At 71.6% G+C, this 13457-nt stretch carries 8 protein-coding genes; 5 read left to right on the forward strand and 3 right to left on the reverse strand.

Going from position 1 to position 13457, the window contains the following annotated elements:
- Window positions 1-6: 6 nt before the first annotated feature.
- Together mltG and BG418_RS16920 are read right to left on the reverse strand one after the other, a co-directional pair.
- Window positions 7-837 (reverse strand): endolytic transglycosylase MltG, encoded by an 831-nt coding sequence (gene mltG, locus BG418_RS16915; protein ID WP_188274715.1) that lies wholly within the window; start codon window positions 835-837, stop codon window positions 7-9.
- Window positions 838-897: 60 nt separating this feature from the next.
- Window positions 898-2709 carry an ABC transporter ATP-binding protein gene (locus BG418_RS16920; RefSeq protein WP_188274716.1) on the reverse strand — a complete coding sequence of 604 codons (1812 nt, stop codon included), beginning with the start codon at window positions 2707-2709 and terminating at the stop codon, window positions 898-900.
- Between the two features lie 149 nt (window positions 2710-2858).
- Here BG418_RS16920 and BG418_RS16925 point away from each other — a divergent pair, with 149 nt between their 5' ends.
- The 3 genes from BG418_RS16925 to BG418_RS16935 all read left to right on the forward strand — a co-directional run bounded on the left by BG418_RS16925 (window position 2859) and on the right by BG418_RS16935 (window position 7948).
- Window positions 2859-3302 carry a MarR family winged helix-turn-helix transcriptional regulator gene (locus tag BG418_RS16925; RefSeq protein WP_188274717.1) on the forward strand — a complete coding sequence of 148 codons (444 nt, stop codon included), beginning with the start codon at window positions 2859-2861 and terminating at the stop codon, window positions 3300-3302.
- 13 nt (window positions 3303-3315) lie between these two features.
- Window positions 3316-6276: an FAD-binding and (Fe-S)-binding domain-containing protein gene (locus BG418_RS16930; protein ID WP_188274718.1), complete on the forward strand. Its 2961-nt coding sequence runs from the start codon at window positions 3316-3318 to the stop codon at window positions 6274-6276.
- 250 nt (window positions 6277-6526) lie between these two features.
- On the forward strand, window positions 6527-7948 hold the full coding sequence (locus tag BG418_RS16935; RefSeq protein WP_188274719.1) for a Gfo/Idh/MocA family protein: 1422 nt from the start codon (window positions 6527-6529) through the stop codon (window positions 7946-7948).
- A 47-nt stretch (window positions 7949-7995) separates the two neighbouring features.
- Here BG418_RS16935 and BG418_RS16940 read toward each other — a convergent pair whose 3' ends face one another.
- Entirely contained in the window at window positions 7996-9606 is a 1611-nt protein-coding gene (locus BG418_RS16940) for a peptide-N4-asparagine amidase (RefSeq protein WP_317453676.1), read from the reverse strand.
- Window positions 9607-9812: 206 nt separating this feature from the next.
- On the opposite strand from BG418_RS16940, the gene BG418_RS16945 reads away from it, so the two are divergent.
- Together BG418_RS16945 and BG418_RS16950 are read left to right on the forward strand one after the other, a co-directional pair.
- Window positions 9813-11675 (forward strand): ABC transporter ATP-binding protein, encoded by a 1863-nt coding sequence (locus BG418_RS16945; RefSeq protein WP_188274720.1) that lies wholly within the window; start codon window positions 9813-9815, stop codon window positions 11673-11675.
- Window positions 11672-13453, forward strand: coding sequence for an ABC transporter ATP-binding protein (locus BG418_RS16950; protein ID WP_188274721.1), 1782 nt, complete (start codon window positions 11672-11674; stop codon window positions 13451-13453). The genes BG418_RS16945 and BG418_RS16950 overlap by 4 nt, the downstream gene beginning before the upstream one ends.
- Window positions 13454-13457: the final 4 nt, after the last annotated feature.

Here is a 13457-nt window from a genome sequence, read left to right on the forward strand (position 1 = left end):
GCTCGGCTAACCCGCCGGCTTGCTCCGGTGGTTGTTGAACTCCCTTACGTTCCGCTGCTGTTCCGCATAGCTGCTCGTGAAACGTGTGTCGCCCGGGGCCACCGTGACGAAATACAGCCAGTCCCCCGGTGGCGGCGCGATCGCCGCGTTCAGGGCCTGTTGGCCCGGGTTGTCGATCGGGGTCGGGGGCAGGCCGTCGCGCGCGTAGGTGTTGTACGGGCTGTCGGTCCTGGTGTCGGCGTGGGTGGTGGACAGGGTGGAGCGGTTCAGGGCGTAGTTGAGCGTCGAGTCCATCTGTAGCGGCATGCCTTTGGCCAGCCGGTTGTAGATGACCCGGGAGACCTTGCCCATGTCGGCCGTGGTGTCGGCCTCGGCCTGCACGATGCTGGCGACGACCACCGTCTGATAGACCGTCAACTTGTTGCGCCCGGCACCGGCCGCGATGTGGTCCTTGCCGAAACGTTTGTTGGCGGTGTCGACCATGTACGCGAGCAGCCCGGCCGGGGTGGTCTTCTTGGTCACCGGGTAGGTGGCCGGGAAGAGGTAGCCCTCGGGGTTGCCGTTGGCGTCGGTCGGGAGTTCCAGTCCGGCCGACGACGCCGCCTGCCGGGTGGTGCCCGGCGCTACGCCCAGGCTCTTGTCGACCGCCGCGTACACCTGTCCCGCCCGCCAGCCCTCCGGGATGACCAGGGACTTCACCTTGCCGCCGGTCTCCCGCAGCACCAGGACGAGCACCACGGCGCCCGCGACGAGCATCAGGGCGAGCGCGGCCAGCAGCAGTCGGCCTCGGCGGGTCAGCCGGGTCCGGGGCCCGGCACTACGCGTGGACTCCGTCATACGGGCACGGTATCCCGGTCGCCCCGGCCCCGGCGGGACCGTCGCCCGCCCGGCCCACCGTCATGAGGCGACCGGTGCCAGCCGGGCGTCGCGGCGGACCAGGGCCGCGTACCGGCCGTCCTGTTCGAGCAGTTGCTCGTGTGTCCCGCGCTCGGCTATGCGGCCGCTGTCGAGAACCACGATCTGGTCGGCGTCGCGGACGGTGGAGAGGCGGTGCGCGATGGTGAGCGTGGTGCGGCCCGCCGAGAGCGCGTCGATGGCCTGCTGCACCGCGTGCTCGGTACGGGTGTCCAGCGCGCTGGTCGCCTCGTCGAGGATGAGCACGGGCGGGTCGCGCAGAATCGTGCGGGCGATGGCGAGCCGTTGCTTCTCGCCGCCGGAGAACCGGTAGCCGCGCTCGCCGACCAGGGTGTCGTAGCCGTCGGGCAGGGACGCGATGTGGTCGTGGATCTGGGCCGCACGCGCGGCCGCCTCCAGCTCTTCATCCGTGGCGTCCGGCTTGGCGAAGCGCAGGTTGTCGGCGACGGAGGTGTGGAAGAGGTAGGTCTCCTGCGAGACGACGCCGACCGCGCGCGCCAGGGTGTCGAAGTCGAGGTCGCGCACATCGACCCCGTCGAGCGTGACCCGGCCGCCGGTCACGTCGTACAGACGCGGCACCAGATAGCTGAGCGTGGACTTGCCGGAGCCGGTCGGGCCGACGACGGCGAGGCTGCCGCCGGCGGGCACGGTCACGTCGACCTCACTCAGCGTCGGGCCGCTCTTCTCGTCGTAAGCGAAGTCGACCGATTCGAAGCGGACTTCGCCGCGGATCTTCTCCAGCCGGACCGGGTGCTCGGGCTCGGTGATGTCGACCGGCAGGTCGAGGTACTCGAAGATGCGCTGGAAGAGCGCGAGCGAGGTCTGCATCTGGACGCCGGTGGTGAGCAGGCTCACGGCGGGCCGGAACAGGCCCTGCTGGAGCGAGACGAAGGCGACCAGCGTGCCGGTGGAGATCGAGGGCCCGCCCTGCTGGAGGGTGAGGCCCGCGGCCCAGTAGATGACGGCGGGCATGGCGGCCATGACGATGCCGATGGTCGACATCCGCCACCGCCCGGCCATGCTGGAGCGCACTTCGAGGTCGACGAGTCGCTCGGACTCGGCCGCGAAGGACTTCGTGAGCGAGTCCGAGCGGCCCATGGTGCGGCCGAGCAGGATGCCGCTCACCGAAAGGGACTCGGTGACCTCGGCGGCCATCGCGGCCATCTGCTTCTGACGCTGGGTCGTGATCTTCTTGCGCTCGCGTCCGACCTTGCGGCTGATCCAGACGAAGACGGGGAGCAGCAGGAGTGAGACCGCTGTGAGGCGCCAGTCGAGGGCCAGCATGGCGACGACGGTGGCTATGACGGCCGTGAGGTTGGAGACGAGCGAAGTCGCGGTGGAAGTCACGGTCGCCTGCATGCCGCCGATGTCGTTGGCGATGCGCGACTGGACCTCGCCGGTCCGCGTCCTGGTGAAGAAGGCGAGCGGCATCCGCTGGAGCTGCGCGTAGACCCCGGTGCGCAGATCGTGCATGACGCGCTGGCCGACGGTCGTCGAGATCAGCGTCTGCAGGACGCCGAAGACGCTGTTGACGACGGCGGTGAGGATCATGCCGAGGGCGAGCAGGCTCAGCAGCCCGGTGCGGCCCTGCGGAATGGCGACGTCCAGGATCTCGCGCAGCAGGAACGGCGAGGCGACCGAGACGAGCGAGGACGCGGCGACCAGCAGGCCCACGACGGCGAGCCGGCCGCGGTAGGGGTGGAAGAGCCGCAGGATGCGCCGCGTCTGCCCGGGCGGCTGCTCGGCGGCACGGTCACGGGACGAGGGTGTCCAAGAGGATTCTTCGGGGTGCATGAGCTCCTTCGACAAGGGGTGAGGCGACAGGACGGCGCCGGTCACAGGGCCGTTCCGGCCATCGCGACGACGCCACTGACAAGACTTTGCAGAGCATAGCTCATTGTTACCTATACTCACAATGAACAAGGTCCTGATATTGTTCCCGCATGAGCACTACCGACGCCGACGGCATGCTGGCCGAACAGCTGCTCCGGCTCACGCGCAGACTGCACCGCATCCAGAAACAGCACTTGGAGCCGGTCGGCATCACCCCCGCCCAGTCCCGGCTCCTGCGCATGGTGGCGCACCACGAGCAGCCGCCCCGCATGGCCGATCTCGCCGCCCGTCTGGAGGTGGTCCCGCGCGCCGTGACCAGCCTGGTCGACGGGCTGGAGGAGAGTGGGAACGTGCGCCGGGTCCCCGACCCGAGCAACCGCCGGGTGGTGCGGATCGAGCTCACCGACACCGGCCGGCAGACGCTGCGTGCGCTGCGCGGCGCACGCCGGGGCGCGGCCGAGGAGATCCTGGCGCCCCTGACCGCCGACGAGCGCGAGGTGCTCGGCGGTCTGCTGTCCGCTCTGGTCGACGGAGTGCCGGAGCGCCGCTGCTGAATGGATTCGCCGCATGCCGCTCCTGGAGCCGACGCCGCAAGCACTGCGACCCGCGGGGCTGCGCGCCCCCTCCCCCGACCGGGTCCCGGACCGGTTGGCGGGCGGCACACCGGAGCCGCTGCGCGGCGAGCTGACCGCGCTGCTCGGCGCCGACAAGGTGCTGTGGAAGATCTCCGACCTGGTGCGCTACGCGTCGGACGCCAGCCCGTACCGCTTCGTCCCCCAGGTCGTGGTGGTCGCCGAGGACATCGACGACGTCTCCGCGGTGCTCTCGTACGCGCACGGCAAGGGCCGTGAAGTGGTCTTCCGCGCGGCCGGGACCAGTCTGAACGGGCAGGCGCAGGGCGAGGACATCCTGGTGGACGTGCGCCGCCACTGGGCCGGCGTCCAGGTCCTGGACGGCGGCGCCCGCGCCCGGATCCGGCCCGGCACCACGGTCGCCCGGGCCAACGCGGCGCTCGCCCGGCACGGGCGCGTGCTCGGCCCCGATCCGGCGAGCGCGCTGGCCTGCACCATCGGCGGGGTCGTCGCCAACAACGCCTCCGGTATGACGGCGGGCACCACCCGCAACTCGTACCGGACCCTCGCCTCGCTCACCTTCGTCCTGCCGAGCGGCACGGTCGTCGACACCGCCGATCCGCGCGCCGACGAGGATCTGACGCACGCCGAACCCCGGCTCTGCGCGGGCCTGTTGGCGCTCAAGGCGGAGATCGAGGCGGACCCGGAACTCACCGCCCGCATCCGGGCCAAGTACGAGATCAAGAACACCAACGGCTACCGGCTCGACTCCTTCCTGGACGGCTCGACGCCGGTGGAGATCCTGCGCGGGCTGATGGTCGGTTCCGAGGGCACGTTCGGCTTCATCTCCGAGACCGTCTTCGACACCGTGGCGCTGGAGCGCGAGCTCTGCACGGCGCTGCTCTTCTTCCCCACGCTCCCGGCCGCGGCGGCCGCCGTGCCGCTCTTCAACCGAGCGGGCGCGCTCGCCGTCGAGCTGATCGACGGCAACACCCTGCGCGCCTCGGTCAGCGTCGAGGGCGTGCCGGCGGACTGGGCGGCCCTCCCCAGGGAAACGGCCGCGCTGCTCGTGGAGTTCCGCGCCGCCGACGAAGAAGGCCGTACGGCGTACGAGCGAGCGGCGGCCGACGTGCTCGCCGGGCTCGAACTGGTCGCGCCCGTCGCCTCGGTGACCAATGACTTCACCCGTGACGCGCGGACGATCGCCGGGTACTGGAAGGCCCGCAAGGCGTTCGTGGCGGCGGTGGGCGGCGCCCGCCCGGCCGGTACGACGCTGATCACCGAGGACTTCGCGGTGCCCCCGGCCCGGCTCGCCGAGGCCTGCGAGGCGCTGCTCGCGCTCCAGGAGGAGCACGGCTTCGACGCCGCCGTCGCCGGGCACGCCGCCCACGGCAACCTGCATTTCCTGCTCGCCTTCGACGCCTCCCGGCCCGACGACGTGGCCCGCTACGCCGCGTTCATGGACGCCTTCTGCCGACTGACGGTGGAGCGCTTCGACGGCTCGCTCAAGGCCGAACACGCCACCGGCCGCAACATCGCGCCGTTCTTGGAGCTGGAGTGGGGGCCGAAGGCCACCGAGCTGATGTGGCGGACCAAGCAGGTCATCGACCCGGACGGGGTGCTCGCGCCCCGGATCGTCCTCGACCGCGACCCGCAGGCCCATCTGCGCGGCCTCAAGACCATCCCGAGGATCGAGGCGATCGGCGACCCGTGCATCGAGTGCGGGTTCTGCGAGCCGACCTGCCCCAGCCGCGACCTGACCACCACACCCCGTCAACGGATCGTGCTGCGGCGGGAGATGACCCGCCAGCCCGTCGGCTCGCCCGTCGAGGAGGCGCTGCTCGACGCGTACGGCTATGACGCCGTGGACACCTGCGCGGGCGACTCGACCTGTGCGCTCGACTGCCCGGTGGGCATCGACACCGGCGCCCTGATGCGGGAGTTGCGCCATCGGCGGCACAGCGCACGCGAGGAACGCGCCGCGGCGCTCGCCGCCCGTCACTTCAAGGCCGTCGAGTCCTCGGCGCGCCTCGCGGTCGCGGCGGCGCGCACGATCGGCGACCGTCTTGGCGACCGCGCCCTCGCGCGCGTGACGGGCCTCGCCCGCAAGGCCGTCCGCCCCGATCTGGTGCCCGAGTGGCTGCCGGAGATCCCGGGAGCGGCCGCCCGCGCCCTGCCGCGTACGCGACGGGTCGGCGCCGTGGCCGTCTACTACCCGGCGTGCGTCAACCGGATCTTCGGCGGACCCGAAGGACACCGTGGCCCGTCCCTGCCGCAGGCCCTGGTGGCGCTCGCCACGCGCGCGGAGCGGCCCGTATGGATCCCCGACGATGTGCCGGGCACCTGCTGCGCCACCATCTGGCACTCGAAGGGGTACGCCGAGGGCAACGCGGTGATGGCCAACCGGATCGTCGAGGCCGCCTGGGGCTGGACGGCGGGCGGCACGCTTCCGCTGGTCGTCGACGCCTCGTCCTGCACGCTCGGCATCGCGCGCGAGGTGGTGCCGTATCTCACCGACGACAACCGGGAGTTGCATGCCGCGATGAACGTCGTCGACTCGGTGGTCTGGGCCGCCGAGGAGCTGCTGCCCCGGCTCACCGTGCTGCGCAGGGCGCGCTCGGCGGTGCTCCACCCGACGTGCTCCATGCGGCACTTGGGCGACGAGCCGCAGCTGCGGGCCGTCGCCGAGGCGTGCGCCGACGAGGTCGTGGTGCCGCACGACGCCGGGTGCTGCGCCTTCGCGGGCGACCGGGGGATGCTCCACCAGGAGCTCACGGCGTCGGCCACCGCGCGCGAGGCCGCGGAGTTGAGTGGCCGTCACTTCGACGCGTATCTCTCGGCCAACCGCATGTGCGAGCTCGGCATGGAGCGGGCGACGGGGCATGGCTATGTCTCCGTGCTCCTGGAGCTCGAACGGGCCACCAGGCCGGGGCCGGAGTACCTGCGCCGCACCTGATCCGGCCCACTTCTGACGTATCGTCAGCGACCCGGCCGCGCCGTTCCCCCACGCCTCCCACGCCCCGGACGGATCCGGACGTACCGTGACGTCGTGCAGCGGTGTACCTCCCCGGGGCTGCCCCTGGCGTCGACAGGCCCCCTTGCGCGGCAGCAGTCCCAACAACCATGGTCCTTACCGAGGTTCGTGTAACGCCGCGCAGAAATCAGCTCCCTCATTCAGGAGACTCGCTCCCTTCCCAGGAGACTCGATGAACGACGCAGCATCGCAGAACCACGACATCAGCCGACGCACGGTCCTGGGCGCCGCGGGGGCCGCGGGCGCCGGGCTCGGGATCGGCGGCCTGGGCGCGGGCAGCGCCTCCGCCACCGAGCGTACGAGCGTCCCGGCGCAGACCCACGAGGCGCCCGCGCCGAAGCGCCAGGGCCGGTCCATGATCGGCGTGCCGTTCCAGCGGCGCTCCACGGTACGGGTCGGACTGATCGGGCTCGGCAACCGCGGCGGCAGCATGATCGACCTGTATCTCGACGTGCCCGGCGTGCGGGTCGTGGCGCTCTGCGACCCGGTGAAGGCCAAGACGCAGAGCGCCGCCGCGAAGGTGACCGCCGCCGGACAGCCCGCGCCCGCGCTCTACATGAACGGCGAGCACGACTACGAACACCTGCTCAGACGCGGCGACATCGACTTCGTGCACATCGCCACGCCCTGGGACTCGCACTTCGAGATCACCAAGGCCGCCTTGCTTGCGGGCGTCCACGCGGGCGTGGAGTGTCCCGCCTCGATGCACCTGGACCAGCTGTGGGAGCTCGTCGACCTCTCCGAGCGCACCAGACGCCACTGCATGCAGCTGGAGAACTGCTGTTACGGCAGAAACGAGATGCGTGTGCTGCGGATGGCGCACGCCGGGAAGTTCGGCCAACTGCTGCACGGCGCAGGCGCGTACATCCACGATCTGCGCGGCCTGATGTTCGACCCGAAGTACTACGAGGGCCCCTGGCGGCGGCTGTGGCACACGCGGATGCGCGGGGACCTCTACCCCACCCACGGCTTCGGCCCGGTCGCCAACTACATGGACATCAACCGCGGCGACCGCGTGGTGTCCATCGTCAGCGTCGGCTCGCCCACGCTCGGACTCGCCGAGTACCGCGCGGCCCATATGCCGGCGGGCGACCCGAGCTACAAGGAGTCGTACATCGAGAGCGACCGCACGATCAGCCTGGTCCAGACGGCGAAGGGCCGCGTCATCCGGCTCGAACACGATGTGTCGACGCCCCACCCGTACAGCCGGATCAACAGCCTCGGCGGCACCAAGGGCCTCTTCGAGGACTATCCGGAGCGGATCTACATCGAGCCGGACCAGCACGACGACAACTGGGGCGACTTCTCGAAGTACACGGACTGGGACCACTGGCTCTGGAAGGAGCATGCCAACCCGCCCGGCGGCCACGGCGGCATGGACTACATGCTGGTCTTCCGGCTGATGCAGTGCATCCGGCTCGGCCTGGTCCCCGACTTCGACGTGTACGACGCCGCCACCTGGTCGGCGCCCGTGCCGCTCAGCAACCAGTCGGTCAAAGCGAAGGGCATGCCCCAGCCGATCCCCGACTTCACCCGGGGCGAGTGGCACAAGTCCCGCCCCGGGATGGACTCCGAGAAGCCCAAGGAAGCCTGAGGGACGGGGCCCGCCCTATACGGCACGAGCCCCGCACAACAACCCGCTCAGCAGCGCCGCAGGTCCTCCGTGAGGGTGCCCTGGGCGGTCTTGAGACTCCGGTCGTAGCAGCCGTCCGAGCCGTAGAGGCGGTAGCGCTCGGCGGAGGTGCCGGTGGCGTGCCGCTGCTCGCGCGGCACGTTCATCGTCCAGGACGCGTCGCCCCGGTAGGTGTCGTCGAGGTGCGACCACGCGGTGGCGTGCCCACCGCGCGCGGTGGCCGTCTCCGCCCGGTCCCCGAGGGTGATCACCGTCCGCAGCCGGTTGTCCGTGCCGATGGTCGTGGTGCCGTCCATCGTGTACGTCCGGTCGACGCGCGCCGTGACGGCCGGGCCGCGCCCGTCCGTGGTGACCGCACTGTCATCCGTCCAACTGCCCTTCAGCCCATCGGTGTTCTCACCATCGATCCACCGGTGAACCGATTCGGCGGAGACGCTCCGGGCGACCGTGGTCGTGACGCGGCCGTGCGAGGTGTTCAGGTATCCGGCGGTCGTCAGCCGATGGCTCGCCGTGGCGTCGAGGCGAAGTTCCGTACCCGGTGTGTACGTGGTGGACGCGGCCGGGGCGCCCTCGTCGTGGCGGGTGAGCGCGCCGGTGACGACCGCGCTGCCCTTGTCCTGCCACACCAGCACATTGGTCGGCGTCGACCAGCCCGACTGCCCCTCGGGGACGCCCGCCACGGACACCTCCACGCGGTGCGCGCGGCCGTCGTTCAGAAGTGCCGCGTACGGCGTCAGGTCGTACTCGATCGGCCGTACGTCGAAGGCGTGGGGCGCGGGGACGACGTACCAGAGGAAGGGGTTCGACCAGCCGCCGGTCCATACGTTCGGGAACGGGCTGGCTATTCCGGCGAGTTGGCCGTCGACCTTGATCTGGACCTCGCGGTTGGGGCCCGCGGGCGCCTTGCAGGAGTACGGCGCGGGCTCCGGCACCGCCAGGTACCAGAACTCCTCGCAGCCGCCGCCCGACCCGGTCGCGTACACCTCGGCGACGATCCGCTCGGAGTTGCGCGGGGTCGTCAGCTGCGTGCCGTCGAGCGGGAGCACCTTGTCGGGGGCCGGGGCGGGCTTGGTGCGGCCCTCGGCGGCGTAGAACGTCAGCGTGACCTTGACGTCGATGACACCCGTGTACGTGCTGTCGACGACGTTGCCGATCAGCATCTCGACGGGCTGCGCGGAGCGGAACGTGTCGCTGTAGCGGGTGACGTCCTTCTCCACGTTCCAGGCGATGCCGTCCGGCGACGGCTCGGGGGTGGAGGTGCGCAGCACCTCGACGCCGCCGACGTGGAGGTAGCCGAGGCGGTCGTACTGACGGCCCTTGACCTTGCCGTCGAGCCGCAGCACCACCTTGCTCCACCGGTCGCCGCATCCCTTGGGGGGCGCGTAGGAGCCCTTGTAGGGCGTGAAGTCGCGGAACTGCGCCTCGGCGAGGGTGACTTGGCAGGACGTGGTGTGCGGCGTCGCGACCGGCGGCGCGGCGGTGACCGGGTCGTGCCAGTCGGTTCCGAACTCGGCGGGCGGCACGGGCGGCTGTACGGCCGTTGCCGGTCCGGCGCCCAGCAGCGTCCCCGCCACGAGCACCGCCCCGCCGATCATGGACATGATCCTCAGTCGTCTCATGCGTCAGGAGTGAAGCGTGAGAAGGGGCCTCGACGCTAGGCCCCGACCGCCGACCTTGGCGCGTTCCGGTCCCGCGGGCGGGAAATTCGATTGCTTCCGGGTGTCCGGAAGGGCGAACCTTGATCGGACTCAGCCGCTCATCCGGCCACTCTCACCGAACTCATTCCGCGGCTCACGAGGCCGCCCTTTCCGATCCTTGGGACGTCATGCAGATTCGCGATCTTCCTTATACGGATCCAGGCGAACCGGACGTCCGCTCGGGTCCCCGGTTCCTGCTCTGGCTGGGCCGCAATCAGCTCGCAGGGCAGCTCAAGTCGACGGCCTGGGGGCTGCTGCACCAGTGCGGCATCGCCGGGCTGCCGCTCGGCGTGGGCGTGGCCGTACAGGCCGTGATCGACCGTTCCGGGGCGCGTCTCGCGCTCGCGGGCGGCCTGATCGCGCTGCTCGCGGCGGCGATCGCCATCGGCGACACGATGCTGCACCGCACGGCCGTCACCAACTGGATCACGGCCGCCGCCCGCGTCCAGCAGCTGCTCGCCCGCAAGACCGCCGAGCTCGGTTCGGTGCTCACGCACCGGGTCGCCGCAGGCGAGGTCGTCGCGGTCTCCACGGGTGACGTGGAGAAGATCGGCTGGTTCGTGGAGGCGCTGTCCCGGTTCGCGGCGGCCGCCACCACGCTGGTGATCGTCTGCGTCGCGCTCGTCTTCTACCAGCCGGCGCTCGGCGTGGTGGTCGCGATCGGCGTACCGGTGCTGGCCCTGGCCGTACTGCCGCTGCTGCCGCACGCCACCAAGCGGGCGGACATCCAGCGCGAAAAGGCGGGCCGGGCCACCGAGTTGGCCTCGGACACCGTGGCCGGACTGCGGGTACTGCGCGGCATCGGCGGCGAGGAGCTGTTCCTCGGCCGCTACCGCGAGGCCTCCCAGGAGGTCCGCAAGGCCGCCGTGCGCAGCGCCCGCATGTGGTCGCTGATCTCCGCGCTGCAGGTGCTGCTGCCGGGAATCCTGCTGATCACGGTCGTCTGCTACGGGGCGGTGCTCGCCCGCGACGGCCGGATCGCGGTCGGCGAACTGGTCACCGTCTACAGCGCGGTGACGCTGATGCTCTTCCCGCTGAGCCACTTCGAGGAGATCGCCATGGCGTACTCCTTCTCGCGGCCCTCCGCCAAGCGCGCCGCGCGCGTACTGGCGCTCCAGCGGGTCGCGCAGCCGTCCGGGACGGGCACGGGGGTGTCGTCCGGGGCGGGTGCGCAAGCGGCGGAGGGGTCGTCCGGGACGACTACGGGGGTGTCGTCCCGGACTACCGCGATCCCCTCCGGGGATCTGTACGACCCGGCGACCGGGCTGCTCGCGCCGAAGGGCCGGTTCACGGCCGTCGTGTGCGGCGACCCGGACGCGGCCGGACGGCTCGCCGACCACCTGGGCGGCCATGCCGCCGAGGCGGGCGGGAAGCCGTCCGCGCTGCTCGGCGGGGTCGCGCTCGACGAGCTGCCGCTCGACGGGGCGCGTACCGCGGTCCTGGTGCAGGACAAGGACCCGGTGCTGCTCTCGGGCACGCTCCACGAGCTGCTCGACGTGCCGTCGTCCGGGCAGGTCACGGCCGCCGAGGCGCTGACGGCGGCGCAGTGCGCGGACGTCCTGGACGCGCTGGCGCAGGCGTCGGTGGACACCGACGGCGACCCGATGCGGACCCGGATCACCGAGCGCGGCCGGTCACTCTCCGGCGGACAGCGCCAACGCCTCGCCCTGGCACGCTCGTTGGTGACCGACCCGGAGGTGCTGGTCCTGGACGAGCCGACCTCGGCGGTCGACTCGCACACCGAGGCGCGGGTCGCGGCGGGCGTCAAGCGTCTTCGGACCGGCCGTACGACGGTCGTGTTCTCATCGTCGCCGCTCCTGCTGGACCTGGCCGAGCGCGTGGTGTTCGTGCACGACGGCGAGGTGGCGTCGGTGGGGGTGCACCGCGAACTGCTGCACACCGACGACCGCTACCGGGCGGTGGTCACCCGAGAGACGGACGAGTCGGCGCAGGCCGAGAAGACACTGGAGAAGTGGGAGGAGACGGCATGATCGGCGTGGCGGCACCCTCATACGACCCGGCGGCCCCGGAGTCGGCCACCACCCTGCCCGTCGGCACCCCGGCGACGGTGCGCGCGTACGTACGTGAGCTGATGCGGCGTCACCGCAAGGCGTTCGCACTGCTCGTCGGGGTCAACGCGGTCGCCGTGATCGCCTCGATGGTGGGCCCGTATCTGCTCGGCTCGATCGTCGAGGACCTGTCGCACGACGTACAGGAGCTCCATCTGGAGCGCACGGCCGCCCTGTTCGCGGGCGCGCTGCTCGTGCAGACCGTGTTCACCCGGATGGTGCGGCTGCGCGGGAGCATGCTCGGCGAGGAGATGCTGGCCGATCTGCGCGAGGACTTCCTGGTGCGCTCGGTCGGGCTGCCGCCGGGCGTCCTGGAGCGCGCGGGCACCGGCGACCTGCTGTCGCGGATCACCACCGACATCGACCGGCTGGCGGAGGCGATGCGGGAAGCCGTACCGCAGCTGGCCATCGGGGTGGTGTGGACGCTGCTGCTGATCGGCGCGCTCGGGGTCACCGCGCCGCCGCTGGCCCTCGCGGTGCTGGTCGCGGCTCCCCTTCTTGTGGTCGGGTGCCGCTGGTACTTCAAGCGGGCGCCCTCGGCGTACCGCTCGGAGGCGGCCGGTTACGCGGCGGTCGCGGCCGTGCTCGCCGAGACCGTCGACGCGGGCCGCACCATCGAGGCGCACCGCCTCGGTGCCCACCGGGTCGAGCTGTCGAACCGGCGGATCAAGGAGTGGACGGCCTGGGAGCGGTACACGCTGTGGCTACGGTCGGTCTTCTTCCCGGTTATCAACCTCACGCACACCACCATCCTGCTGGCGGTCCTGATGATCGGCGGGTCGTTCGTCCTCAACGACTGGATGACGGCGGGGCAGTTGACCACGGGCTCGCTGCTCGCCCTGATGATGGTCGAGCCGGTCGGTCTGATCCTGCGCTGGTACGACGAGTTGCAGGTGGCCCAGGTCTCGCTGGCCCGGCTCGTCGGCGTCCGCGACATCGAGCCGGACGCGGGCGACGCCGGGGTGCGGCCGGACGGCCGTGACGTCGAGGCCGACGACGTGCGGTTCGGCTACCGCGAGGGCGTGGACGTGTTGCACGAGGTGTCGCTCTCGGTGGCGCCCGGCACCCGGCTCGCCCTGGTCGGGCCGTCCGGGGCGGGCAAGTCCACGCTCGGCCGGCTCCTCGCGGGGATCTACGCCCCGCGCGAGGGCCGGGTCACGCTCGGCGCGGCCGAGCTGTCCCGGATGCCGGCGGAGCGGGTGCGCGAGCATGTGGCGCTGGTCAACCAGGAACACCATGTGTTCGTGGGCTCGCTGCGGGACAACCTGCTGCTCGCGAGGATCGGCGCCCAGGACGCCGAGCTGTGGGCGGCGCTCGGCGCGGTCGACGCCGACGGCTGGGCGCGGGCCCTGGAGAACGGCCTCGCCACCGAGGTCGGCTCCGGCGGGCTCGCCCTCACCCCGGCCCAGGCCCAGCAGATAGCGCTGGCCCGGCTCGTCCTCGCGGACCCGCACACGCTGGTCCTGGACGAGGCGACCTCGCTGCTCGACCCGCGTGCCGCCCGCCACCTGGAGCGCTCGCTGGCCCGGGTGCTCGACGGCCGCACGGTCGTGGCGATCGCCCACCGGCTGCACACCGCGCACGACGCGGACGTTATCGCGGTGGTCGAGAAAGGCCGCATCAGCGAGCTCGGCAGCCATGACGCCCTGGTCGCGGCGGACGGCGCGTACGCGGCGCTGTGGCGCTCCTGGCACGGGTGACGGC

Source organism: Streptomyces sp. CBMA152 (assembly GCF_014596475.1).
Lineage (GTDB): Bacteria > Actinomycetota > Actinomycetes > Streptomycetales > Streptomycetaceae > Streptomyces.